At 69.8% G+C, this 26060-nt stretch carries 14 protein-coding genes and 2 pseudogenes; 5 read left to right on the plus strand and 11 right to left on the minus strand.

The genetic code is table 11. The features are described 5' to 3' along the window. The 4 genes from ACFVYE_RS41255 to ACFVYE_RS41270 all read left to right on the plus strand — a co-directional run bounded on the left by ACFVYE_RS41255 (window position 1) and on the right by ACFVYE_RS41270 (window position 9679). Entirely contained in the window at window positions 1–4782 is a 4782-nt protein-coding gene (locus ACFVYE_RS41255; RefSeq protein WP_389608665.1) for a putative T7SS-secreted protein, read from the plus strand. A 1101-nt stretch (window positions 4783–5883) separates the two neighbouring features. Further along, a complete protein-coding gene (locus ACFVYE_RS41260) occupies window positions 5884–6129 on the plus strand; it encodes a hypothetical protein (protein WP_383965505.1) in 246 nt (81 codons plus the stop codon). A 1177-nt stretch (window positions 6130–7306) separates the two neighbouring features. After that, window positions 7307–8161 carry an alpha/beta hydrolase family protein gene (locus ACFVYE_RS41265; RefSeq protein WP_383965508.1) on the plus strand — a complete coding sequence of 285 codons (855 nt, stop codon included), beginning with the start codon at window positions 7307–7309 and terminating at the stop codon, window positions 8159–8161. Window positions 8162–8278: 117 nt separating this feature from the next. After that, window positions 8279–9679: a carboxylesterase/lipase family protein gene (locus ACFVYE_RS41270; RefSeq protein WP_389608666.1), complete on the plus strand. Its 1401-nt coding sequence runs from the start codon at window positions 8279–8281 to the stop codon at window positions 9677–9679. Window positions 9680–9718: 39 nt separating this feature from the next. Here ACFVYE_RS41270 and ACFVYE_RS41275 read toward each other — a convergent pair whose 3' ends face one another. The 7 genes from ACFVYE_RS41275 to ACFVYE_RS41305 all read right to left on the minus strand — a co-directional run bounded on the left by ACFVYE_RS41275 (window position 9719) and on the right by ACFVYE_RS41305 (window position 23291). Continuing rightward, complete coding sequence (locus ACFVYE_RS41275) at window positions 9719–10906, minus strand: PucR family transcriptional regulator (RefSeq protein WP_383965514.1); 1188 nt, start codon at window positions 10904–10906, stop codon at window positions 9719–9721. Between the two features lie 689 nt (window positions 10907–11595). Then, a complete protein-coding gene (locus ACFVYE_RS41280) occupies window positions 11596–15483 on the minus strand; it encodes an AAA domain-containing protein (RefSeq protein ID WP_389608667.1) in 3888 nt (1295 codons plus the stop codon). Next, complete coding sequence (locus ACFVYE_RS41285) at window positions 15480–15899, minus strand: hypothetical protein (protein ID WP_383965520.1); 420 nt, start codon at window positions 15897–15899, stop codon at window positions 15480–15482. Before ACFVYE_RS41285 ends, ACFVYE_RS41280 begins: the two co-directional genes overlap by 4 nt. A gap of 537 nt (window positions 15900–16436) precedes the next feature. Then, the gene (locus ACFVYE_RS41290; RefSeq protein ID WP_389608668.1) at window positions 16437–17780 is read right to left on the minus strand and encodes an MFS transporter; all 1344 of its coding nucleotides are present in this window, start codon (window positions 17778–17780) and stop codon (window positions 16437–16439) included. Between the two features lie 88 nt (window positions 17781–17868). Then, entirely contained in the window at window positions 17869–19632 is a 1764-nt protein-coding gene (locus ACFVYE_RS41295; protein WP_389608669.1) for a sulfatase, read from the minus strand. A 134-nt stretch (window positions 19633–19766) separates the two neighbouring features. Further along, on the minus strand, window positions 19767–20966 hold the full coding sequence (locus tag ACFVYE_RS41300; RefSeq protein WP_383965528.1) for a glycoside hydrolase family 1 protein: 1200 nt from the start codon (window positions 20964–20966) through the stop codon (window positions 19767–19769). Window positions 20967–21011: 45 nt separating this feature from the next. Then, window positions 21012–23291 (minus strand): glycoside hydrolase family 3 C-terminal domain-containing protein, encoded by a 2280-nt coding sequence (locus ACFVYE_RS41305; protein ID WP_383965529.1) that lies wholly within the window; start codon window positions 23289–23291, stop codon window positions 21012–21014. Between the two features lie 125 nt (window positions 23292–23416). Here ACFVYE_RS41305 and ACFVYE_RS41310 point away from each other — a divergent pair, with 125 nt between their 5' ends. Beyond that, a complete protein-coding gene (locus ACFVYE_RS41310; RefSeq protein ID WP_383965532.1) occupies window positions 23417–24073 on the plus strand; it encodes a TetR/AcrR family transcriptional regulator in 657 nt (218 codons plus the stop codon). A 113-nt stretch (window positions 24074–24186) separates the two neighbouring features. Here ACFVYE_RS41310 and ACFVYE_RS41315 read toward each other — a convergent pair whose 3' ends face one another. The 4 genes and pseudogenes from ACFVYE_RS41315 to ACFVYE_RS41330 all read right to left on the minus strand — a co-directional run. Continuing rightward, window positions 24187–24534, minus strand: a complete 348-nt coding sequence (locus tag ACFVYE_RS41315; RefSeq protein WP_389608670.1) for a hypothetical protein — start codon at window positions 24532–24534, stop codon at window positions 24187–24189. A 28-nt stretch (window positions 24535–24562) separates the two neighbouring features. Further along, a pseudogene (locus ACFVYE_RS41320) lies at window positions 24563–24790 on the minus strand (agmatine deiminase family protein); the annotation flags it as partial. A gap of 326 nt (window positions 24791–25116) precedes the next feature. Continuing rightward, on the minus strand, window positions 25117–25908 hold the full coding sequence (locus ACFVYE_RS41325; RefSeq protein ID WP_383965538.1) for an ABC transporter permease: 792 nt from the start codon (window positions 25906–25908) through the stop codon (window positions 25117–25119). Further along, window positions 25905–26060, minus strand: a pseudogene (locus tag ACFVYE_RS41330) (ABC transporter); the annotation flags it as partial. The gene ACFVYE_RS41325 and the pseudogene ACFVYE_RS41330, both read right to left, overlap by 4 nt.

Raw genomic sequence — 26060 nt, forward strand, 5'->3', positions numbered from 1 at the left:
GTGGGTATAGGCGACTTCCTGAGCGACATCACGCCCGACTCGGTCGAGGACGCGATCGAGGACGGCGTCGAGTGGGCCGGTGACCGGGTCGAGGACGCCGGGAACTGGACCGCTGACCGGCTGGATGACGTCGGCTGGGACTCCGGTGCGGACTGGGTGCGCGAGCAGTCCCGTTCGGTCGCCAACCGGATGGGCGCGGAAGTCGACGAGATGGACCTCGGGCAGACCGAGGACAAGACCAAGCTGATCTACGGCAGTACCGGCAAGCTCAACGCCACCGTCACCAGGCTCCGTGCCTTCCAGGCGGCCTTCGACGGCACCGGCGACGGTCTCAAGGGCCTGGACTCCGGGCAGCTCAAGGGCGAGACGGCGGACGCGCTGCGCACTGCGGTGGGCACCCAGCCGCCCAAGTGGTACGCCGCCGCAGATGCGAGCGCGAAGGCGCTCGGGGCCCTTGACGCGTTCGCGGACACCGTCACCTGGGCGCAGGGGCAGGCGCAGACGGCGATCGACAAGTGGAAGGCGGGCATCAAGGCCTCCGAGGACGCCGCTGACGCCCACCGTAAGAAGGTCGAGGACTTCAACGGCGCGGTCGAGCGTTACAACGCCCAGCCCTCCGACAAGCGTGACCCGTCCTCTCTGCCTCCCCGGCCCTCCTCGACGTTCACCGACCCGGGCAAGAAGCTGATGCAGGACGCGCAGGACCTCCTCGCCGCGGCCCGCGAGCAGCGGAACTCGGCGGCGCAGACCGCGCGCACGGCGGTGTGTGCCGCCCGCGACATGGCGCCGCAGAAGCCGTCGTACGCCGAGCAGTTGCGTGACGGGGCCGAGGAATTCCAGGTCATGGGCATGCATCTGGACGGCGGCATCATCAAGGCCACGGCGGGCATGCTCAACTTCGTCCGCAGTGTCAACCCGATGGACCCGTACAACCTGACGCACCCGGCCGAGTACGTCACGTCCCTCAACAGTCTGGCCGCCGGTCTGGTGGTCGCCGCGAACGACCCGGTCGGTACCGGCACCACGATGGTCAAGGACTTCATGAAGGACCCGGCCGAGGGATTCGGCCGGCTGATCCCCGACATCGCGCTGACCATCGCCACCGGCGGCGGCGGCGCCGCGGTGAAGGGCGTGCGCGTCGCCGACGAGGCCGCCGAGGCCGCACGGCTGCGACGCCTGGTCGACGACGCCCCGGAAGGCACGCACACCCGGTCCGACGGCAAGCGAGTATCCGAGGACACCGACCCGGTGGACCTCGCCACCGGCCGGATGTACCTCCCGCAGACCGACGTCGCGCTCCCCGGCATCCTGCCGCTGCTCTTCACCCGCCGCACCGAGTCCGGCCTGACGGCCGGCCGCTTCCTGGGCCCGTCCTGGACCTCCACCGTCGACGAACGTCTGCAGATCGACGCCGTCGGCGTCCTCCACATCACCGCCGACGGGCTCCTGATCCGCTACCCGCACCCGGCCCCGGGCACACCGACCACCCCGGAAACGGGCAGGGCCCGCACGCTGCTGGCCCGCGACACCAACGGCGACTACACGGTCACCGACCCCGACAGCGGCCTGGTCCTCGACTTCGACGCCCCGCCGGGCAGCGAACCGGGGGACGACGGAACCGCCTGGCTGTCGGCGGTGACCGGCCGCAACGGCCACAGGATCAGCGTCGACCGCGCCGAGGACGGCCTGCCGCTGGCCCTGGTCCACTCTGCGGGCCACCACGTGAATCTGGCCACCGAGGACGGCCGGATCACCGCTCTGTCCCTGGCCGGTGCGGGCGAGGACGGCGCGGACCTGCTCCTGATGAGCTACGGCTACGACGGCGGTGACCTCACCGCCGTCAGCAAGCCGTCGGGCGCCACGACCACCTTCGTCTACGACGACCGCCGCCGCGTCACCGCCTGGATCGACTCCAACAACAGCCGCTACGACTACGCCTACGACGACCACGACCGCGTCATAGCCGAAGGTGGCCGGGCCGGCCACGTCCAGATCACCCTGACCTACACCGAACCCGACCCCGATACGGGCCACCGCACCACCACACTCACCACCGCCGAAGGCCACACCACACGCCATGTGTTCGGCCCCGGCTGCCGTCGGCTGGCCGTCACCGACCCGCTCGGCCACACCACCCGGTTCACCTACGACCCGCGCGGCGACCTCCTGGCCCGCACCGATGCGCTGGGTGTGCGCACCGCCTTCGCCTACGACGAGGACGGCCGACTCGTCTCCACCACCGGCCCGGACGGCGGCGAACTACGCACCGTACGCGGCCGGTTCGGTCTGCCGGTGGAGGTCGTCGGACCGGACGGCAACCGGGTGCTGTCCGAGTTCGACGAACGCGGCAACCGCACGGCGGTCACGGACCAGGCAGGCTCCACCACCCGCTACACCTACGACCGGGCCGGCCGGCTCACCTCGGTCACCGACGCGCTTGGCGCCACGACACACGTGGTGTGCGACGCGGCGGGCCTGCCCGTGAAGGTGACCGGCCCGACCGGCGCCGTCACCCGCACGGAGCGGGACGCCCTCGGCAGACCGGTCCGCGTCACCGATCCGGTGGGTGGCGTCACCCGCCTGGAGTGGCACCCAGACGGCCAACTCGCCCGCCGCACCGGACCGGACGGCGCCACGGAGTCATGGACGTTCGACGGCGAGGGCAACCGCCTGACCCACACCGACGCGTCGGGTGGCGTCACCCGCTCCGAGTACACCCACTTCGACCTTCCCCTCGCCCGCACCGGCCCCGACGGCGTTCGCCACGAGTTCGAGCACGACAACGAACTGCGCCTCACCCGAGTCACCAACCCCCAGGGACTGACCTGGAGTTACGCGTACGACGCGGCCGGCCGCCTCGTCTCCGAGACCGACTTCGACGGCCGCACCCTTACCTACGAAACGGACGCGACGGGCCGGCTCACCGCCCGCACCGACGCCCTCGGCGGGACCATCGCGTACGAGCGCTACCAGCTCGGCCAGGTGGTCAGCAAGGACATCGACGGCCATGTGACGACGTACGCATACGACCGGGCGGGACGCCTGCTCGAAGCCGTGGGCCCGGAGAACGAGATCCGCTACCAGTACGACCGCCGAGGCAGGACCAGGACCGAACTGGTGGACGGCCGTCCCGTCTCCTACTCGTACGACGTCCTGGGCCGCCGTACAAAGCGCATCACGCCCACCGGACACGTCACCTCCTACACCTACGGCCCCGACGGCAGTCCTCAGCGCCTCACCAGCGGCGATCACCGGATCGACTTCACGCACGACGGCGCCGGGCGCGAACTCGCCCGCGCCTTCGACGACACGCTCAGCATGACGTCGGCGTGGGACGAGGCCGGACGGCTCGCCGTCCAGCACATCGCCGCCGGGACCCGGGCCGTCAACAGCCGCGCCTACTCCTACCGCGCCGACGGCAACCTGACCTCCGTCGCCGACCGGCTCTCGGGCACCCGCACCTTCGACCTCGACCCGGCGGGCCGCGTCACCGCCGTCCATGCCAAGGACTGGACGGAGCGCTACACCTACGACGAAGCCGGCAACCAGACCTCGGCGTCCTGGCCGTCCGGCCACCCCGGCAGCGAAGCCACCGGACCGCGCGCCTACACCGGCACCACCATCACCCGCGCCGGCAACGTCCGCTTCGAGCACGACGCCCTCGGCCGGGTCACCCTGCGCCAGAAGACCCGCCTCTCCCGCAAGCCCGACACCTGGCACTACACATGGGACACGGAGAACCGCCTCACCTCCGTCATCACCCCCGACGGCACACGGTGGCGCTACCGCTACGACCCCCTCGGCCGCCGCACCGCGAAACAGCGCCTGGCGGTCGACGACGAGCGGGTGGTCGAGGAGGTCCGGTTCACCTGGGACGGCCTGACCCTGTGCGAACAGACCACCCACCACCCGGACACCCCGAACACGGTCACCCTCACCTGGGACCACCGCGGCCACACACCCCTGGCCCAGACCGAGCGCATCCTCACGGCCGACGATGGCCAGGAAGAGATCGACCGCCGCTTCTTCGCCATCGCCACCGACCTCATCGGCACCCCCACCGAACTGATCGACGAGTCCGGAGACATCGCGTGGCGCTCCCGCTCCACGCTCTGGGGCACCACCGCCTGGTCCCGGAACAGCGGCACGTACACCCCCCTCCGCTTCCCCGGCCAGTACTACGACCCCGAAACCGGCCTCCACTACAACGTCTTCCGCCACTACGACCCGGAAACCGGCCGCTACGCCTCCCCCGACCCCCTGGGTCTGGCTCCGGCACCGCACCCCGTCGCGTATGTTCCTAATCCGTGCACATGGATGGACCCCTTCGGTCTGGCGCCGGGCGGTTGTCCTGAAGAGGAGCACTTGTTCCGAGGGACGTCGAAGGGATTTGATGCCGGCGAGAATGCTCAAAGCTCGGGTTTCACACCCACATCAACGGACCCCGGCGTGGCGACGGCGTTCGCCAGGCACTCGGAACAATTCGGCGAATCCGTAGTGCAAATTATTCCCCGGAGCGCGCTTGAAGGAATTGAAACCATGCCAGGAGTCATACGTGCCGAGGCAGAAGTCGCCGTGCAACTTCCCGCTTCGGAAATTGCCGGAAAAGCTACCATCCAGCTCCCGTCGAGCGTCGCTCATGGCATCCTCAAGGACATGGGAATCGATGTGCCTCGAATAAATTCGTACGGAGGTATCAGTGATGCCTTGGAATGGGATATTCCAAAACTCTCACCCGAGCAGGTACGACAATTCCTGACGGAGGCTTATAAGCATGGATGAAAATGCTGCTGGTGAACTCCAGATCTACTCGGTGGAGGAGAGGAGTGCTGGGACTGCAACGTGTGCTGCTCGCTGCGTAGGCGGCGTAGTGCAAGCCGGCCGACCGTTCAGACTTCGCTTGGCTGATGGCGCAACAGGAGCCCCGGTAATTCTGGGCCTCGACTGGATCAGATGTTATGGAAAGGTCACGGACCTCCTGTATCCGCCCTACAGTGCCTTGGTTCAACTGTCGGGGGAGGGTGTGAGTCTTCTGGCGAGAGGCGTGATCCTTTCCTCTGTCATGAATGATGAGTCATGAACAAATTCTGGTGAGCAAGGTGGACTCACGGGCGGACCGGCAGCGACACTTCGTGAGTGGGACGCGCAGTACTTTCCGGTAGGAGAGCCGGTCAGCGCCGACGAGCCGATCCCCGGCTACGCCGAGCAGGAGGACCGACTGTTTGCGGACCACTCTCGAATGCGACGAATCGTGCTCCGCCTACTACCTGACTGGCCGTTGCACCGCTACTACCTGTCACTGGAGCGACGGAACTGACCTGATATCCCTGGCCAGGCGGGTGGCTGCCGGGACAGTGACCGAAGGGGACTTCGCCGGGGCCGTCGTCGGAGAGCCTTACGGCACCTCGCACCCAGCCTGCGGTGCAAGGTTTCGGGTGATTGAACTGGCCCCAACCATTCCCTTGTTCTCCGACGATCTCAAGCGTTCACGTGCCCACTCGTATCGTAACGGGTGCCCAGCCTGCGGGGCCCGTTTCACCGGTAATGCGCTGTAATTCATCACACCCGAAACGTCATTTGGTATTCAGCCCTTGCTTGGCCAGGGCAAGTGCGGACCTCGCGGGCCAGCGTCGCCTTTGCACACGCGGATGATTGCAGTGTCGTCGCACATGGTCATGGCCGTTGAAGCAGCCACGAAGGCAGCACTGCCCCGATGTCGTAGAGGGCGGGATTCTCGCCAAACGCAGTTTTGCGGCTACGGCGCAGATCCGCAGGACGGCAAGATGCACAGGGCCAGTAATTACCATGCGCACGAACATGGCTTTACCGATGAAATGGTCATGAAGTCCTCAAGGGTCGAGCCTGACCGACCCGGTCCGGTACGTGACCACCGGGTTCGCCGCCCCCGACCCGGCTCCTCCCGCCCCGTCGACCCGGGTCCTGTTCACCACGTGCATGGACCTCGTCACCACGCCGTGGCTGGACGCGGTGCGGCGCCGTGATCCGGCCGCCGTGTCCGACTTGCGGCAGCTTGACCGCAGGCTGCGCGACCAGCGTGAGGACCGGCACCGGGCTGACACGCTCCTCACTTTGACCGGCGGACTGATCGAGGACTACGGGAGTCGGTGACGGTCGGCCGATTCGACAGCGGCCCCGTGTCGCGGTATCGGCAGGTTCACCCCGGTGCGGGTTCGGCTCTTTGCGGAAGGTCCGCAGGAGCGTTGGGGGCTCGAGGCCGGAAGCGAAATGGTGACCGCCTGAGGCGCTGCGGTGATGATCGGTCCGGTCGCTGTTTGCGATCACCGCTGGCGGCACAGAGGGCTTTACGATGCGCCAGCCGGGGCTTGGGTCGATGTGGCCCAACTGTGGCGGGCCCTGGCCGCAGGCGGCGGACTGCCAGGTGGTGCAGGCTGAAATCCGTGCGCACCTGCCGTGACGCTCAAATGACGCTCCGAGCCCCTGGCAGCCCGCGTATAGAGCCGAGGAGACCCGTCTGACCTGCAGCTTCTCCCGCATCGACTATCGGTGACGTGTTTTCGATGACGCATCACGTGGAGTGCGTGGCGATTCTGGAGCTTGCCGAAAAGGGCGTCTGACCTGCTGTTTCCTCTGGTTCTTCAGGCTGCTTGATGGCCGCCGACCTGTTTCCACGTGTGCACGACGTGGAACGTGTCGGGGGACCAGGGAGAGGGATTGACCTGCGGCTTCGTGAACGTCGTGCGAGACGGTGGACGCGTTGTACTCCGCGGGGCGTATGGGAAACCGTCCTGACGCTGGTCCCGACGGAGCGTCGGACGAGTAGCCCTCTGGTCCGCATGGTCGTCCGCCGCCCATGCCGTCTTTCCCCTGGACGGATGGTGTCAGCGGAAGAGACCGGCGGGGCAGGGCTCAGTGACCGATCGTGCCGCGAGCGGCATGGACTCCGTCCTCGACGATTCCTCTGAGCCAAGAAAAGTCGTTCACAGCCACCCGCACCGCTTCCCGCTGCCGGCCCCCGTCCGGGTCTCCCGAGTCCCTCTCAAGAGGACCTGCCTGGACGGGGCCGGGGCGGACGGTGCGCGGGGCTTTCTCCGTTCCCGGCGTTCTCCTCTCGGGACCGGGCGGCGGGCTCTCTGTCGTAGCGGCGGAACCGAGCATGGCACCCTCACCGCGCTCAGGCCTCTCGGCATGTTGCACAAACTCCGACGTCGCTGCTTGCCGCGATTGCGCAGAGACGGGTCTCGAACCGTGCTTCAGGATGTGCGATCAGACAAGGCGTGAGCCGGATGAAACATCCAGTTCACCGTGACGACATCGGGAGTCCGCTGTGCTCTGGAGAAAACTGCTCGTCCCCCTGACCTCGCTCCTGCTCCTGCTGACGGCCTCTGCCGGCACGGGAGCGGCCGCGGCGTCCACCGGTTCCCCCGCCGGTGCCAGTGCCGAGGTCGCCGCGGCCGACTACGGCGCTCCCGGCCCCTACGCCACCGCGGTGGAGGTCGGGGTGGTGACCACCCTGTACTACCCGCGTGACATAGCGACCAGCGACCGCCGCCACCCCGTGATCGTGTGGGGAAACGGCACCTTCGCCTTCCCGGTCGTCTACCGCGACCTGTTGCTCCACTGGGCCAGTCAGGGCTTCATCGTCGCCGCCGCCAACACCCCGCAGTCCAACCTCGGCATCTCCATGCGCGCCGGGATCGACCTGCTCACCCGTCGCAACGCCGACCCCGGCAGCCCCTTCCACGACCGTGTCGACCTGGAGCACATCGGCGCGTCCGGTCACTCGCAGGGCGGCGCCGCCGCCATCGTCGTCGGCGCGGACCCGCGCATCGACACCATCCTGCCCATCCAGCCCGGGCCGCTCGCCGACATCGACGACGTACACGTACCCGCGCTCCTCCTGGCCGGGCAGAACGACAGCATCGTCTTCCCCTTCCTGGTCAAGGCCTTCTACAACGACGCCGACCACATACCGGCCATCTACGGGGAACTGCGCGGCGCCGATCACCTCACGGTCGTGGGCGACCCCGGCCCGTTCGCCGCGCCCACCACCGCCTGGTTCAAGGCACACCTGATGGGGGACCAGACGGCGCGTGCACAGTTCTTCGGCGCCGGCTGCGGGATCTGCACCGACAGCGGCACCTGGTCCGACGTCCGCCGCAACGGCCTCGCAAACCGGTGACCCGCTCCCGGAGATCCTTTTCGCCGTGACCGGCGGCCGTCCCGATCCACGCCGCCCGCCCCTGACGCTCCCGCGACCAGGGGCGGCCGGCCCCCGTTCGCACATGGAAGGACCGCCATGGACCTCATCGCGACCACCGGGCAGGGCAAGGTCCGAGGCCGTTTCCACAACGGGATCGCCACCTTCCGCGGCATCCCCTACGCCGCCCCGCCCTTCGGCGCCCACCGCTTCCGCGCTCCCGCCCCGGTCGAGTCCTGGGAAGGGGTACGAGACGCTCTGGAGTACGGGCCGACCGCCCCCAAACGCCCCTACCGCCCGCCCCTCGACCGGCTGATACCCGATCCGAGCATCGCCGGGGACGACTGTCTCAACCTCAACGTCTGGACCCCATCCGTCGGCGAGGGCCGGCTGCCCGTCATGGTCTGGATCCACGGGGGTTCCCTGCGCAACGGCTCGGCGAACCTGCCGCTCTACGACGGGGGCGCCTTCGCGCGCGACGGGGTGGTCCTCGTCTCCGTCAACTACCGGCTCGGCGTCGAGGGGTTCGGGGTCTTCCCCGACGCCCCCGTCAACCGGGGCCTCCTCGACCAGATCGCAGCCCTGATCTGGGTCCGCGACAACATCTCCGCCTTCGGCGGAGATCCGGCGAACGTCACCGTGTGCGGGGAGTCCGCCGGCGCGATCAGCGTCGCGGCCCTCATGACCAGCCCCGGCGCGGCCGGGCTGTTCCACCGGGCGATCCTGCAGAGCGGCCCGCCGCACACGATGTCGCGCCGCGAGGGCGCGAAGACCGTACGGTCGATGGCGAAGAGACTGCGGATCCCGGCCACCGCCGAGGCGTTCGCGGCGGTGGACCGAGACCTGCTGCTGGACGCGCAGGCCGCCGTCGTCGACCGGTCCGACCCCATCGGCGGCGGTCCCGGCTTCCACATCGTGGTCGACGGCGACGTGGTGCCCGCCGACCCGCCCCTTCCCGAGGCCGACCTGCTGCTGGGCTGCAACCGGGAGGAGTACCGGCTGTGGTTCGTACCCGGCGGAACCGTGGACCGGATCAGTCGGCTCACCCTGCGGCTGGCACTGCTGAAGATTCGTGTCCCGCAACGCGTGGCACGCCTGTACCGAGCCACCCGGCCGCACGCCAAACCCGGTGAGATCCTGGGAGAGATGGCCACCGACCTGCTGCTGCGGGGGCCGCTCAACCGCCTCGCCGACTCCCGGCCCGCCCGCACCTTCGTCTACGAATTCTGCTGGCGCTCGCCCGTGATGGGACTCGGCGCGTGCCATGCGCTGGAACTCGGCTTCGTCTTCGACAACCTGCGCGCCGCCGAGGATCTGACCGGGCCCGGCGCGCCCCAGCCACTGGCCGACGCCATGCACCGGGCCTGGGTCGCCTTCGCCACCACCGGACAGCCGGGCTGGTCCGGCTGGAACGCGGACCGGCCCGTCATGGTCTTCGACCACCCCGGCGCCGGCCCGGTCCTCGCACCCCGGCACGAGGAACTCGGCGCCTGGCTCTGACAGATGACAGGCCGAGCGCTCGCCGACGACGGCCGTGGTTCATCCGCTTTCCGCTGCTCCTGCGGATGATCCCTGCCATCCGGTGACCCCGCGGTGATCCGCGGGCCCGGCCAGGTCCCTGGCGACGAGCGCCGCCTGGATCAGCCGCGCCTGCGCGGGAACCGCGAGGTCGAGGCCCGTCAGCGCGCTCACTCGCTGCAACCGGTAGTCCAGGGTGTTGCGGTGGACGCACAGCTCCAACGCCGTCTGGCGGCGGTTGAGCCCCCGCTCCACGAACACGCGCAGCGTCTCAAGCAGGTACGGATGCTCCTCCAAGGGGTCGAGTTTGGCCGCCAGCCGCACCAGGCCGTCCCCGGGGCGCGCGAGCTGGTGCTCCAGCAGCACGTCGTCGAGGCGGTAGCACCCGGGCGGGCGTCCCAGGCGCCGGACGAGATCCAGCACGCGGCCGGCCTCCTGCGCCGCCGAGGAGATGGCCGCCGGTACGGAGGAGCGGGCGGCGGCGGCGCGCACGGGCTGCCCCACGTCCTTCTCCAGCCGGGCCACCAGGCCCGGCACGTCGGACCTGCCCGGCAACAAGGCGATCCGAGCGACGTGGTCCATCAGCACAGGGATCCCGGTGAAGGCGTCGAGCGAGGACTGCACCAATCTGCTCGGCGGGTCGGACTCGAACGCGAAGGCAACCACCTCGTATTCACCCACCACGGCCACCCGCGCCACGCCCGCCAGCTCCTCGTACGGCCGTCCTGCCAGCAGGGCGCCGAGCAGGGCCCGCCGTACGCGCTTGTCCTCGCTGTGGAGGTCCTCCTGGGCGTTCTGGTGGGCGAGGACGACCGCGGGCAGCGCGGCGTGCAGGCAGGCGAGCAGCTTGCCGCCCGCCCCGGCCAGCTCACCGGGCTCCGCGACCTCGGTCAGCGTCTGCCACCACACCTCGGCGCCGATCAGGTATGCGGCGATCACCGCCTCCAGGGGGACGCGCTCCTCGGCCCGGCGCGCCGACCACTCGATGAGCCGGGTCAGATCGCCCGGCCCCATCGGACCCCCGCCGCCGCCGTCGCGCAGCGCCCTGAGCAACAGCGCGTGCACCGCCGCGATGGACCGCGCCACCTCGCCCTGGAGGGTGGCGCGGGGCAGCGCCCCGTAGAACGGCGCCTCCGCCGCGCAGCGCGCGACCACGACGGCCGTGAGGTCACCGACCCGGGCGGCCATCCGGGCGTGCAGGTCCGACATCGGCGCATCGTCACACCGCCCCGGCCGTGCCGTCAATCGGAGCCCCGGGTCCGGCGGCGCGGGCAGTGCGTCGGGCGTGTCCCCGAACCGCTCCCGGCCGCCAACTCGTCGACGAAAGAGGCGACGTCACGTGGCACACCCGTAGCACTCTGTGGAGCACTACTGTCTGGACAGCGACTAGCTCGACGTACACACCGTTGCGCTTCCCCGGTCAGTACTTCGACTCGGAAACAGGACTCCTGCCTGCGACATCTTTTCGATGACGCATCATGTGGAGTGCGTGGCGATTCTGGAGCCGGTCAAGTTGGGCGCCTGAGCCGGGCATCTCTGGGTCCGGTCGGCCCGTTTGACTTGTTTCTGCTTGTGCAACGGGTGGATGGGCGGGCTCGTCCGACCTGCGGTTTCCGAGGTCTCGGTGAGTGGTGAACTCGGCAGGGCGGGAAGGTCGCGGCGAGGTTTGACGCACGAGTGACGCATGCCCTGAGGGTCTGTCAGCTGGGCTGGGCGTGAGCTGTCGGGCAGGGGCCGCGGCTACGTACGGTGGCTCGGCCACGGAGACTACGGGACCCCAGCCCGGCAGCCCACCGAGCTGCCGGGGCTCAGCGTGGGAAAAGTCCAGCCCATGTCGTACGCCGTCTGGCAGTCTGCGCGCGTGACCCGGGCCCACAAGACCCCCTGTGCGGGAGTGATCAGACGAAGGGGGGATCCAGCATCGCCTGGCCGGCCAGCACCCGCCAGGCCGGCAGCCGCACTGTCCGGGCCACCGGCGCGGGCTTCGCCCCCCGGCCGCCGGAGGGCAGCCCGATCAGCAGGCCACCGCGTGCGTGGGTGAGCCGCAGATGGCGGGCGGGGTCCTGCCCGGGCAGGGGGCCTGTGTCGATGAGCACCGCCGTGTTCTCCCCGTCCACCGTGAACAGCAGGTCCACCGTGTGCCCGCCGACCACCGTCGCGCGTTCCAGGTCGGTGATGCCACGGGTACCGAGATACTCCTGGAGACGGTCGGCGAGCTCCTCGCGGAATCCGGCCGGCGCCGGGGGACCTGGGACCGTGTCCTGGTTTGCGGAGGCCCCCGCGCGCAGCACCGTCGAGCGTTCCGCGAGCAGGGCCGGTAGACCCGCCTGCCCCTGCCAGAAGCGATGGCTCCCCACCGTGATCAGCTGCGACTTCGCCCGGGTGACCGCGACGTTCCAGAGGTTGACCTGGCTCGCCACCCAGTGCGTCGTCTTCGGCGGGGTGTTGTCCGTTGCCACCGGGCTCAGGACCATGACGTCACGCTGACCGCCCTGGAAGGCGTGCACCGTACCGACCCGGACCCGGTCGTCACCCGCCCACACCCGGGCCAGCGCCTCCTTCTGTGCGCGAAAAGGTGTCACCACCCCGACCGTGGCGTCCTCTGGCAGCCGTACCAGCAGCTCGTCCACTGTCCGCCGCACCTGGTCCGCCTCGGCCGGGTTGCGCCAGGACCGTCCGCCGCTGCCCGCCGCGGACTCGCCGTGCGGCACGTCCACCCAGCCGAGCACCGGCGCCGGATCGGCCGCCCCCGCCGGATCGACCGGCGGCACCTGCCTGCGGACATCGGTGAGGACCTGCAACTGGCCCGCATAGCAGTAGCCGTTGACCACGTCCGCGATCTGCGGATGGCACCGGTAGTGCTCGTCGAGCAGCAGCGCCGCCTCACCATGCTGTGCCGCCGCGTGGTACGAGGCGTACACGTGGTAGGTCAGCCGGTGGTCCTCCAACTGCGCGGCGGTCAGGCCCGCCCGCACTCGTGCCTGCCGCTCCTGCGCCGGACTGATCCCGGGAATGTGCCCGAGCTGCATCGGGTCGCCGATGATCAGCGCCCGCTTCGCCCGGAACAGCAGCGGCAGCACCGACGGGATCGAGCACTGGCTCGCCTCGTCGATCACCACGAGGTCGAAGAGCTTCGGGGCGAGTTCGAGCTGGCGCACCGAGTGCGTACTGATGGCCCACGCCTTCAGGTGCGCCATCAGATTGCGCTGGCTCTTCTGGAAACCCGAGCGTCGGCGCAGCGCCTGGAGCCGCTGGTTCATCAGCGACCGGCCCCGCACCATGGCCTCGGCGGCCACGGAATGCGCCAGCTCCCCCGACACCGCGGAGGACGCGGTCGCGCTCCCCAACCGAGCTTGCTTCAGCGCGTCCTCGTCCCAGGCAAGATGTTCCGGTACGAGCTCCCGCAGGGCCCGCTCCATTGCCACGGTCTCCGCGAGGTCGAGCAGCAGCTGGGGAGAGACAGGGCGCTCCGCGGCCCAGGCCGGCCACGAAGCCTCGGATCCGCCGCCGGACGAACCCGCGAGGGCTGCGAGAGCCCGCCCGCGGCGCCACCCGCCCAAGGTCAGCCATCCGGCCCCGGCGGCCCTCCGGGCACGTTCCTCCCAGCTGGCGAGCGCAGCCGGCACCTTCGCCGCGCAGGCTTCCTCCAGCAGTCGCACGGGCAGTGCGAGCGCGTCCGCCCGACGCGCCCGCTCACGGACCAGCTCCAGCAGGCGCGCTTCCTCGCCGATCCGGCCTGCCGCCTCCGCCCGGAGCGCAGCCGAACGCGCGTGGCGATTGCGCAGTTCACCGGCCACGGTCGCGGCACCCCGGGCCGGGGCCGCGACCGGCTCGGCCAGCAGTCCGGCCAGCTTCGCTGCCTCCCGCTCCCGGGCTTCCACGTTCCCGGTCCGCATCAGCAGGCCGGGCGAGATCTCGTCGCACCGCTCGGCCACCACGTTGACGGCCTCGTTGTTCGTGGACGCGACGAGTACGGACTGCCCGGCGGCGACGGCGGTCGCTACCACAGCCGTCACCACCTCGCTCTTGCCGGTACCGGGCGGGCCGGTCGCGACGGTGAGTCGGCGGGTCATCGCCGAGGAGATCACCTGCTCCTGGCTCTCGTTGCACGGGCCGGGGGAAACCACCGTCACGGCCGCCGCGTCACGCCCCGTGCCGTCACCACTGTCGTCGCTGCCGGTCAGGAGGGCATCCAGCGCGGTACCTGCGAGCTGACCGGCGCGCGTGGACATCTGGAGCAGGTTGTCCACCAAGCCCTCGGTCGCGACCCGCTCCATGCCGGAAGGCGCCAGCAGCACGGCGGCGTTGTGGGCACCGGGCCGCAGCGAGTCCATCACGGACCGCTCGCTGAGTGAGGAGAGGTCGAGCGGCTCCAGCTCCGGAACGCCGAGCTCGGTCAGGAGCTCCCGTACCGCCTTGACCATCTGGGCGCCGTTGCCCTCCTGCCAGCTCGGCTGCCAGTGGGTCAGCAGCTCGGCGGCCTCGTCGTCGGACAGCAGCTCGGTGATCACACCGGTGTGCAGAGACGGGACCCCGCTCGGACGCAGCAGGTCGCGGCCGTTCTCGTCCGGGGTGAGCTCCATCGGCTGGACCAGCAGCGGCGCGATCCGCACCGCTGCCCGTCGGCGGCCGTCCCCGCCGCGTTCGGGAAGGGTGATCGCGGGATACCCGTACCAGTACTCCTGGAGTCCGGCCCCGTCGGCCTGCGCACCCGTGGTTTTCGGCTTGGGCAACTGTCCGGGGGCAGGGAAGGAGCGCCCGAGGCCGGACTGGATCGTCTCCGGGCCCCGGCCCAGCAGGAAGTACGCAGAGTCCCGGTTGCTGTCGCGGTCGGGCATCATGCCGGATGCCGCCTGGGCGCCGAGGCAGTGCGCGTAGTACCGCAGCAGCCGCTGCCGGTCGACGCCCTCCCCGGTGTCTTGGGCGACCAGCTGCCGCGCTTTCAGCAGGGTGGGGGAGACCCCGGACTGTGGGGCGCTGTGGGCCGCGTCGCGCGGCGGCGCGGGAAGGCTGACGGCACGGGCCACCGAGCGCGCGAAGGGCAGCGAGTGGGTGGCCCGGATCGTGGACTTGGTCGGCCGTTGCTCCTCGGGGATGCCTCTGCGTACCATTTGCGCGGTCAGGTACTCGAAGAGGTCGTCGGGGGTGATCCAGCCGCCCTCCTTGATCCGCCCGCTCCGCAGCCCTTCCACGATCTCCCCGGTGAACCGGGAGGTACCGAGGGAAGACCCCTCCGGTGCCATCGCGGACGCGGCCTGCAGGGCGTCGGAGGCGGTGATGAAGTACACGCCGGTCGGGCGCAGCAGCGTACTGGGCGCAGGCTGTTCGTCGGTGTCCGGGCCGCCCTTGGCCGTCCACCCCTGGACGACGGACCCGCTGGAGCAGCAGTCCAGCAGCACCAGCTTGGACGCGGCCCGGCAGGACTGGAGCATCCGCTCCAGGAACTCGGCCGGGACCGCCGTGCCAGGAAGGTCGTCCGGGTCAGCGTCTCGGGTCAGAAAGTACAGCTGCCCGTCTGCCTCGCAGAACTGGCCGTGCCCGCTGAAGTACAGCAGCGCCGTCTCGCTGGGCTGCCGCTCCTCCAGGAACTGCTCGACGGCGTACAGCATTTCGGCGCGAGTCGGCTCGGGGACCATCGCGCAGTCGTTGTACATGCCGATCTCGGTGCTCTCCAGCACCGCCTGCATGTAGTGCAGGTCTGCCCGGACGGGCGGCAGGTCGTGGTAGCGGTCGCTGTCGTACGTGGATACGCCGATGAGCATGGCGTACCGGTCGTTGTCGCTCACTGCGCGCCCGGCCCCGCATCGGCGCCACTCTCGTCCCCGGCCTCGGCCACACCGTCGGCCAGGAATCTGTCGATCAGCTCGCTGTCCGCCCGGGCCTCCTTGCCGGACACGCTCAGCATCGCCCCGTCCGCCCGGGTGATGACGATGGCCCGCTGGGGTACGCGGGCCAGCCAGACCTGAATGCCGGCGGCGACGAGCGAGCCCCCGCTGAAGACCAGTCCGATCAGGTCGGCGACCGGGCCGCCTTTGGTGGTCTCGTCCTCAGGCCGTGGGCGCGGGATGTCGAGCGCGGCCCGTGGATCGGTATCGGCCAGGGCGGCGAGCAGCTCGCGCGCTTCGCGCCGGGCGCGCAGCGGGTCCTCGTCGAGGATGGCGATGCGGTGGCCGGCGGTGTCCGGGCCAGCGGTGGTGCTCACGTTCTTCGTCCCCCTAGATCTTCCCCGTGCGGCGGATACACGGACGGGCGAGCGTACCGAAGACCCTCGACAACAAACCTGCCATTTTCCTGAAACCCGCTGGTCATTGGCCTGAAACGGTCAGCTTCGCCTGTACGACCTCACCGGGCGCCGGCACGCGGCGCCACCGCGAGGACTCTTGATCAGGGGGTTCTGGCGCGGCGCAAGGGCTGTCGCCAGACCCTTGGCGCACGTGACAGCTCGGCGCGGAAACCTGGCGCTACGCGTGGGACGCCGAGGACCGCCTGGCGTCGGTGGCCCGGCGTGGGACGGTGAGCCACCGCCAGATGCTCCGTGCGGTTCTCCGACGGTGCCGGGCCGGTGCGCTGCCTGTATCGGTCGCCGTGTTCGATGGCGTAGGCATAGGCGTAGGCGACTGGGTGCTCGTCCGCGTACCCGACGACGGCCATGAACCCCGGCTCGACGCTGTGTCGGTCCAGGCACCCGCCGAACGCGGTGACCGCGTTGTTCGACTTCTCACCTCGGCCGGTGTGCTGGTCAGGACAGGGCGGTCGCTCGCCGCTGATCCAGGTCCTGTTGCGCGCGTCGCACGTCGTTGGCGTACGGGCGGTACAGCAGGGTCAGGAAGGCGCCGTTGACGAGCATCAGGATGACCAGGCCCCACAGGAACACCTCCCGCAGGCCGATGATCTCGCCGAGGTACCCGGCGCCCAGGCTGAAGATGGCCCAGGCTATGGCCTCGACGATCGAGCCGTAGACGGTGAAGGCGGCTCCACGCAGCTCAGGCGCTGTCACCGCCATGACCATCGGGCGGTTGATACCGGGGTTGACGCCTTGAGCCATCCCCATGAGCGCGAAGAACAGACCGAACACACCGAGGGAACCGTAGTCGAACTGAGTGCCGAAGTAGGCCAGGACGGCGAAGGCGATCTGTGCTGTCTGCAGTACGGCGGGCAGTCCGTAGCGGGGGCTGCGGAGGGAGGCCCAGTCGGCCGCAAGACCGCCGAGCACGGTACCGGCGAAGTAGCCGATGCCGAGGGGGAGCAGGACGATGGAGGCGGCCTGGGTCGTGAAGCCGTAGACGTCGACGAGGTAGACGACGGCGAAGGCGGTCAGCAGCAGGTGGCCGGAGAGAAGACGGGAGATCAGCAGGAGCAGAAAGGTGCGGATCTTCAGCAGCGCCGCGACCTGGTCCCGGGTGACGTTTGCGGTCGCCTTGCGGGCCCTGGGGTCGAGGTCGGCGAGCTGGGGTTCGGCAGCGCCGTGGCCGGGGTCGCGCAGCCAACACCACACCACCAGGCTGAAGAGGACGTTGAAGACGCCGATCCCCCAGAGACCCCAGCGCCAGCCGTCCTCGAAGCCGGCCAGTTGTCCCTTGAGTGCGGCCAGGACGGCGCTGGTCAGCGCGACCGCTCCGTAAAGGAGGCCGATGGCCCGGCCGCGCGAAGGGGTGTCGAACAGGTCGCCGACGATCTCGGTGACGATGGGCTGGGCCGCGGCGTAACCGGCGGCGAGCACGGTGGTGAGGAAGAGGAGTTGGGTGAAATTCTGTGCGAATCCCGCCGCCACGCCCCACACGCCCCACAGCCCGGTGGCGACGACGAGGACACCTTTGCGGGACCAGCGGTGCGCCACCCATACCCACAGCGGGGCGGTGATGACGCCGACGAGTTTGCCGGCGGCGGCCAGCACACCCAGGGCGCCGAGCGACAGGCCCAGGGCTTGTCGGATGACGGGGAACAGGCCGACGATCAGGCCGCTTTCGGCACCGTCGATGAGCATGGTGCCACCGAGGAGGGACAGCTGCCTCCAACGGCCCTGGACCACGGTGCCTTGGGCGGCCTCGTGGAGTCTGGCGGGATCGCGGGCAAGGTCGGCCATCGCGACACCTCTTTCTGCGCAGGAGCGGGTGAGGCGGGGAGGGGGCGTGTACCGGGGGCTCGACGGCACCGGTGCACGGCTCGTGGTGTCAGAGCGAGGCAAGCTCTTCGGCGACCTCGCGCAGGCATGCGGAGGACAGGAGCCCGCCCGCGAGCGCGGCCAGGTCGATGAGCGGGGTGGCCCCGACGACCTGCAGGAGTTCGGAGTCGACGAGTCCGGGCACATGACGGCGCAGGATCTCCACCGCGACGGGATCGGAGATCAGTGCCTTCACGGGGGTGCGCAGAGAGAGACGGCCGGCCGGGTAGTCATCGGCGTGCGGCAGCGGTTCGGCGGCTTTGCCCGCCTGTTCGGCTTGGACGCGGGCCAGCAGGTGTTCTTCGCCCACCGGTCCCTCGGCGGGGAGTCCGAGCCGTTCGTACTGACTGAGCGGTGCGTCCGTGGCGCGCATCAACTCCACCATGAGGGTGGCCATGCGCTGCTCGACGGCGTCGTCGACGATCGGCGTCCGCTGCTCGGGGTCGCCGGCCAGGTCGAAGAGGAGCGTGCCGTGCTGGTAGGGATTGAAGAAGGTCCGGCCTCGGGTGCGCAGGGTCGGCACGCCCTTGGTGAAGGTGAAGGGCTCCGCCAGGGTGGCGTCCGCCAGCTCCGAGGGTGAGAAGCGCCCGCGCATATGGGTCGGCATCAGTGTGTGCTCCTCCAGGGGAGCGTTCTGCGGGGTGGCGGGGGCACGCATGTAGACGTGCCGGCCGTCGGTGATGTTGACGTGGCCGCCGTGGACACCGAACAGCCCGGCCTCGCGGACGGCGGTGTCGTCGGCGACCGGCAGCGGCGCGCCCTGCATGTCGGCCGGCACATCGACATCGAAGTAGTCGAGGAGCGTCGGCGCCAGATCGATCGTCTGGACCAGTGCCTGCCGGTGCTCGCCCGCCACCTGCGCCCGGGGATCCCACACGAACAGCGGCAGCCGGACCAGCTCGTTGTACCAGGGCTGGACGCTCTTGCCCCACCAGCCCTTCTCGCCGAGCAGCAGGCCGTGATCGGTGTTGACGATCAGCAGGGTGTCGTCCCACAGGCCGAGCTCGTCCATGGCGTCCAGGACGCGCCCGAGGGAGCGGTCGCACATCGACAGCAGCGCCGCGTACTCGTAGCGGGCGTGCTGGACCTGGTCGTCGGTCTGTGTCACGCGGGCGTAGTCGGGCCAGTCGAAGTGGGGACCGTCGTAGTCGTGCGGGTAGAGGTCCTTGTACTGCTGGTGGCTGAAGAACGGCTCGTGCGGGTCGAACGTCTCGATCTGCACGAACCAGCGGTCCTCCGCCCGGTTGGTATGAAGGAACTCCAGTCCGGCGTCGAAGGTCAGCGTCTGTGGGTGGCGGTCCTCGGTGGCCATGTGCTGCCGGTTCACCCAGTCCTGTCGGAAGCCCTCCGAGCGAAGCCGCTTCAGGTTCTCCGGGATCGGGGGGTCCGCCACATGGCCCTTCCATGGATCGCCTTCCTGGCCACGGAAGAACTCCCAGGTGTTGTAGCGGCCGTGGTAGGTGGCTCCGCCGTCCTCCCAGTAGTGCGGGTGGTCACTGACCAGGTGCGTGTACACACCGTTCTGCTTGAGCAGTTCGGGCATGGAGTCATCGAGCGGCTCCAGCGGACCCCAGCTGCGGTGCAGGAAGTTGTAGCGGCCGGTGTGGATCTCGCGGCGGGCAGGCATGCACGGCATCGATCCCGCATAGGCGTTGTCGAAGGCCACCGTGCGCTCGGCGAGCCGGGCGAAGTTGGGGGCGTGCGTCCAGTCACCTCCGTACGGCGGCAGCATGTGCCGGTTGAGGCTGTCGAACATCACCATGATCGCCTTCATGACGAGGGCGGCTCCTCTCGTGCGGGTGCGGGGAAACACGTGCTTCGGGCTGACGGGAGGCGGCGGTGTCAGGTCCGCCGCCTCCCGGGACTGGGGCGGACTGTCGGCGATCGGCGCTTGCCCCGCCGGGCATCTCAGGCCGCGGCAGGCAGGATGCGGCTGCGGCCGACGGCACCGAGCCAGGCGGCTGAGGGCTTGGGGGTGCGGGCGAAGGTCCTGTGGTCGACGGCGATGAGGCCGAACGTCGGCTCGTAGCGGCCCCATTCGTAGTTGTCCAGGGCGCTCCAGTGGAAGTAGCCGCGGATGTCGATGCCGTCGTGCAGGGCCTCGGCGAGGGAGCCCAGGGCAGCGGTGGTGTAGTCGATACGGCGGGTGTCGTCGGCGGTGGCGATGCCGTTCTCGGTGACGATCAGTGGTGTGCCGGGCGCGAGCGCGGCGCAGTGGCGCACTGCGTGTCCGAGCGACTGGGGGTAGTACTCCCAGCCGGTGATGGTGCGTTCGGCGTCGTCGGGGACGGGCAGCGGGCCGTCGGGGCCGATGAGTCCGCGGGTGTAGGACTGCACGCCGAGCCAGTCGTCGCCGCGGGCAGCCTCCAGGAAGATGTCCTCACGCGGGTGACGGAACGCCGCCGCGACCTCCTCGGCGCCCGGCAGCGGTTGATAGACCTGATTGGCGACGGACCATCCTGTACGCACGTGAGGCGCAAGGGACTTGACCGTCTCGACGGCGCGTGCGTGGGCGCGGATCAGGGCATTGGTGGTGTCCTCGTCCGGCAGCGGCAGCCCAAGCGGCGGAAGGGCACCGCCGGACGTGAGTGCGCGCTGAACTGCCGCCATGACGGCGACCATGTTGGGCTCGTTGATGGTGCAGACATGGTCGACACCGGAGGCGAGGACGGCTGACGCCGCTTCGATGTAGCGGGCGAACAGCTCGTCCGAACCGGTGGCGGCCCAGCCGCCGCGCTCCATGAACCAGCGGGGGGCGGTGAAGTGATGCAGCGTCACCATGGGTCGCAGACCGCGCTCGATGGCACCTTCGGCCATGCGCCGGTAGTGGGCGACCGCGGCACGGGAGAACTCACCCGGTGCCGGCTCGATACGTGCCCACTCGATGCTGAACCGGTAGTCGGTGAAGCCGAGTGCGGCGAGGAGATCCATGTCCTCGGGCCAGCGGTGGTAGCTGTCGCAGGCGTCACCGCTGGATTGCTTGATGAAGTCGATACCGCTGTGCTCGAAGGCCCACCAGTCGCTGTTGGTGTTGCCGCCCTCGGTCTGGTGCGCGGAAGTGGAGGCCCCCCACAGGAAGCTGTCGGGCAGTCGTCGTTCGGTACTCATGATCAGGTGCTTTCCCGGGTACGGACAAGGGCGCGATGGACGAGGTCAGCGTGGTTGAGGGAGAGCTCCGTCGGCGGCGGCGACCAGCGCGGAGATGTGGTCGTGCGTGATGCCGGTGAGGAACGACGGCACCCGGGCCAGCGGCAACGAGGCGGCCATGGCGGAGATCTCGGAGGCGTCCAAGGACACGGGCACAGGGGAGTCGTCCAGGTCGGCTGTCATGGCCGCGGTGAGCAGCGGGCCTCCGACCGAGTCGGCCAGCCACTCGCCGATCGTCGACTCGGCGGTGAGCCGGCGCGGGCGTGCCGTGCCGTCGCAGCGCACGCGGGCCCGGAGGCGCACATCGCGGGAGGAGGCCCCGATCCGCAGCTCGAACTCACCCGGATCGACCGTCCATCCGCCGTCGCGCGGTGACCAGTAGGAGAAGGACCGCTCGTACAGATCGAGCGTTACGCGGGCACTCCCGCCCGGCTCCAGGAACACCTTCTCGAACGCCTTCAGCTCCTGGACGGGCCGGCGCAGCCGCGAAACGGGCTGGTGCACGTAGAGCTGCGCGACCTCCGCTCCGGCCCGCGATCCGGTGTTGGTCACGGTGAAGGAGGCTGCGAAGCGGTTCGGGCCCGTCTCGGTCACGTCGAGATCGCCGTACGAGAAGGCGGTGAAGCTCAGGCCGTGGCCGAAGGGATAGGCGACCGCCGTGCCGAGAGTGTCGTAGGAGCGGTAGCCGACGAACAGGCCCTCGCCGTGGTGGACGTGGCCGTCGCCGCCGGGGAAGTGGAGATGGGAGGGAGAGTCCTCCAGGCGCAGCGGAATGGTCTCGGTGAGTCGTCCGGAGGGGTTGGCGATGCCGAACAGCAGGTCGGCCAGGGCCGATCCACCGGCCTGGCCGAGCAGCCAGCCCTCAAGGACCGCAGCGGTCCTGTCCTGCCAGGGGTTCATCTGGACGGTGGCGCCGTTGGACAGTACGACGACGATGCTCGCGCCGACCTCTGCGACGGCGTTGAGCAGCGCGAGCTGGTCGGCGGGCAGGAAGATGTCGGTGCGGTCGAAGCCCTCGGACTCGGCCGACTCGGGCAGCCCCAGGAAGAGCAGCACCTGCGTGGCACCGCGCGCGGCTTCCACAGCCTGTTCGACGAGTTGCTCGTCAGGGACTCCGTCGAGCGTGAAGCCGGGGGCGAAGCGGATCCGTGCCGGGTCGCTGACGGCCGCACGGATGGCTTCGAGCGCGTTGTCCACACGGCTGGGCACCACATGAGAACTTCCGCCGCCCTGGAATCGGGGCGTTTCGGCGAAGGCCCCGATGACGGCGAGCGCGGTGTCGGCGCGCGGGTCGAGCGGCAGCAGGCCGCCTTCGTTCTTCAGCAGCACCGCCGACTCGGTGGCGGCGGCCCGGGCCAGCGCATGGTGCTCTTCCAGGCTGACGTCGGTGTCGGTGCCAGTGGCGGTGTCCCGGGCGCCGGCGGTGCGTTCGATCAGCTCAAGGACCCGTCGCGCGGAGGCATCCAGGTAACGCTCGTCGAGGTCGCCCGCGCGCACGGCCTCGACCAGGGTGTGGTCCACGCCGGAAGGCGGCATCTCCAGGTCGAGGCCGGCTTCGAGCGCGGCGGCACGGTCGGACACCGCTCCCCAGTCGCTGACCACCAGGCCGTCGAACCCCCACTCACCGCGCAGTACGTCGGTCAGCAGCCAGCTGTTCTGGCTGCACAGGACGCCGTTGACGCCGTTGTAGGCACACATGACGGTGGTCGGCCGGGCCGTGGTGACGATGTGCTCGAACGCGGGCAGGTAGATCTCGCGCAGGGTCCGCTCGTCCACCTCGGCGCTGACCCGCAGCCGGTCGGTCTCCTGGCTGTTGACCGCGAAGTGCTTGAGCGAGGTGCCCACGCCGAGGGACTGCACACCGTTGACCCAGGCCGCGCCGATGCAGCCGGCGAGCAGTGGGTCCTCGCTGACGTACTCGAAGTTCCGTCCGCCCAGCGGCGAGCGCTTGATGTTGACGCCGGGGCCGAGGACGACGCTGACCCCGTGGGCGATCGCCTCGCGGGCGATCGCGGCGCCCACCCGTTCCACCAGGGAGGGGTTCCAGGACGATCCGAGGCCCACCAGCGGGGGGAAACAGGTGGCGGGCACGCTGGTGCCGATCCCGAGCGCATCGCCTCCTTCGGGCTGCTTACGCAGGCCGTGCGGGCCGTCAGCGAGCATGACCGGCGCGATTCCGGCCTCCGGGATCGCCTGGGTGTGCCAGAAGTCGCCGCCCGAGGTCAGCGCCGCCTTCTGCCCCAGCGTCAGCTGGTCCGGACACTTCGTGTGCTTGCTGTCGCGCATGTCGATCCCTTGTCGCTGAAGCCGGAGAAGGAAGGCCTGAGGAGGCTCGGGTCAGCATGGATTTGAAAACTTTGAGTGTCAAGGTTTTGAACGTGCGGGTCCGCCCGGCGGCCTAGAATCACGTGGTGACCAGCCGCAGCCCCCGGGGCCCCTACCGAAAGACCGTCGCCAGGCGGGAGCAGATCATCGACGCCGCGCTGGCTGCCTATACGGAAGCCGGCAGCCGCGGTGTTTCTGTACGGGACATCGCCCAGCGTGTGGGCATGACCGATGCCGGGGTCATGCACCACTTCGGCAGCCGCGAGGAACTGTTCACTGCCGTCCTGCAGGCGCGCGAGAAGGCCGACAGGAGCGCTTTCGGAGACGCCGGCAGTGATCCGAAGGCCGCATTCGAACTTCTGGCCCACAACGCCACGGTCCCGGGCCTGGTCAAGCTCTTCCTCGACGTTGCCGCCGCAGCGGCCGAACCCGACCACCCGGCACATGCCTACTTCACCGAGCGCTACCCCCGTCTTCGCGAGAGCCTGGCCGGTCTGATGACCGGCTTCGTCGATCACCGGCAGGACCTCGGGCCCAAGCGCAGTACGCCCGACGCCGACTGGGCGGCGCGGATCCTGCTCGCGGCCGTCGACGGCCTCCAGCTCCAGTGGCTCCTCGACCCGGACATCGACATGGCCGCAGACACGGCCACGCTCAGCCAGGTACTCCTGGGGGTCCTGGCTGCTGGTGACGATCAGGAGCGGGCGGCAGCCTCTGAGGATGTGCCGACGCAGGGGACCTGACCCGCGGGATGGGGGAGACCGCGGCGCGTCGGGAGGCGGGCGCGCTTGCGGGTGTGGTGCGGCGGGGCGGGAGTCCGGCGGAGTGAACGTTCCGTAGGTGGGTCCGTAGGGGCTCAAGCCGTACATGAAGGACTTGAGATCCTCGGCGCCATGGCGGCCATCATGAACACGGCGACGATGAGGACGTGGGCGGAGCGGGCGACGCCGGCGTGGCACACCGCCGCGCCGTCCGCCTCGGATGCGTCGACCGCGGCCGAAAACAGGGCGTCGCTGTTGGGCGGCGTCATGCGGACGGGCACGTCCACGGCCGCGATCCGGCTGCGAGCCGGGAAGGCGAGATCACCGCGGACCGAGGGCGAGGTCTGCAGCGTGAGGGTCTGCGCAGGGGAGATGCCGCCCGTCTCCGCCAGGGCTGCCGCGCGGGGGTGACCAGGACGCGTAGGACCGGCTCGCTCGACCACAGGAACACCGCGGGGCAGGCGGCCGGGCTCAGTCGACCGGTTTGCCGGGCTGATCGTGCGTGGAGCAGTGGATGCCGCCGCCACCGGAGGCGATGGTGTCGATCTGAACCGGTACGATGTCGCGCTTGGGGAAGTGCTCCTGCAGGATGCTCCGGGCGCGCTTGTCCGCCCTCCGGTCCCCGAACTGGGGCAGGAACACGGAGTCGTTGGCGACATAGAAGTTGGCGTACGTCGATACGAAGTCGTCGCCCTCACGTCGGCAAGGCCCGCAGTGGGCGCCCCGGTGGTCGCGCTCATGGCCGGCCTCAGGTCTACGGAGCCTCGTCGTCGAGGACCTCGCGGGCCGGTTCCTTGGGTGCCCGGAGGTCCTCGGCCAGGGCTCCCTATTTCCGTGGCGTCCTGTACCGGTGGCCGGCGGAGTCGGCGTGTGCGCATTCAGCCGCGGTCCAGCCGACGATCTCGGCGGCGCGGGCCTGGCAGGTGCAGGAGGACGCTGAGGGGCGGCGTACGCCGACGCGGTGTCGGAGCACGCCGCCCTGGGGCGGGACGGGTTGCGGGAGATGACCCGCGCTGCCGTGGCGGTTACTTCGGGTCGTGGTTGAACTTCGAGGTCGACCAGAAGTAGCCGAGCGCGGTGAGGCCCAGGCACCAGGCGACGGCGAGCCATCCGTTGTGGCCGATCTCGCTGCCGAGCAGCAGGCCGCGCAGGGTTTCGATGGCCGGGGTGAACGGTTGGTACTCGGCGATCGGCTGGAACCAGCCGGGCATCGTATCGACCGGGGTGAAGGCGCTGGAGAGGAGCGGCAGGAGGATCATCGGCATCGCGTTGTTGCTGGCGGCCTCGGCGTTCGGGCTGATCAGGCCCATGCCGACCGCGATCCAGGTGAACGCCAGGGCGAAGAGCACGAGCAGCCCGAACGCCGCCAGCCACTCCAGGACGGTGGCATCGGTGGACCGGAAGCCGATGGCCACGGCGACGGCGCCGACGAGGACCACGCTGGCGATGCACTGCAGCACGCTGCCGACGACGTGCCCGATGAGCACCGAAGGGCGGTGGATGGCCATGGTGCGGAAGCGGGCGATGATGCCCTCGGTCATGTCGTTGGAGACGGACACCGCGGTGCCGATCGTGGTGCTGCCGATGGTCATCAGCAGGAGGCCCGGGACGATATAGGCGATGTATGCGGACCGGTCCGCGCCGCCGCCGCCGATGCCCGCGCTCATCACGTCTCCGAAGATGTAGACGAAGAGCAGCAGCAGCATGATCGGGGTGAGCAGCAGGTTCAGGGTGAGGGAGGGGTAGCGCCGCGCGTGCAGCAGATTCCGCCGCAGCATCGTGTTCGAGTCGCGCATGGCGAGGGAGAGGGCGCTCATCGGACGGTCTCCTTGGGCTGGTTGGGGACGTTGGTTCCGCCGGTGAGGGCGAAGAAGACGTCGTCGAGGTCGGGGGTGTGCACGGTCAGCTCGTCGGCCTCGATACCGGCCGAGTCCAGCCAGTCGAGGATGGAGCGCAGTTCGCGCTGGCT

The sequence above is a fragment of the Streptomyces sp. NPDC058239 genome, assembly GCF_042882185.1.
Lineage (GTDB): Bacteria > Actinomycetota > Actinomycetes > Streptomycetales > Streptomycetaceae > Streptomyces.

What these genes read in the sequence shown, in the direction of transcription:
- ACFVYE_RS41275 (WP_383965514.1), bottom strand. Translation starts at nt 10,906, where the DNA reads ATGTCGGACCTGCACGCCCGGATGGCCGCCCGGGTCGGTGACCTCACG.
- ACFVYE_RS41270 (WP_389608666.1), top strand. Translation starts at nt 8,279, where the DNA reads ATGGACCTCATCGCGACCACCGGGCAGGGCAAGGTCCGAGGCCGTTTC.
- ACFVYE_RS41305 (WP_383965529.1), bottom strand. Translation starts at nt 23,291, where the DNA reads ATGCGCGACAGCAAGCACACGAAGTGTCCGGACCAGCTGACGCTGGGG.
- ACFVYE_RS41295 (WP_389608669.1), bottom strand. Translation starts at nt 19,632, where the DNA reads ATGAAGGCGATCATGGTGATGTTCGACAGCCTCAACCGGCACATGCTG.
- ACFVYE_RS41325 (WP_383965538.1), bottom strand. Translation starts at nt 25,908, where the DNA reads ATGAGCGCCCTCTCCCTCGCCATGCGCGACTCGAACACGATGCTGCGG.
- ACFVYE_RS41290 (WP_389608668.1), bottom strand. Translation starts at nt 17,780, where the DNA reads ATGGCCGACCTTGCCCGCGATCCCGCCAGACTCCACGAGGCCGCCCAA.
- ACFVYE_RS41300 (WP_383965528.1), bottom strand. Translation starts at nt 20,966, where the DNA reads ATGAGTACCGAACGACGACTGCCCGACAGCTTCCTGTGGGGGGCCTCC.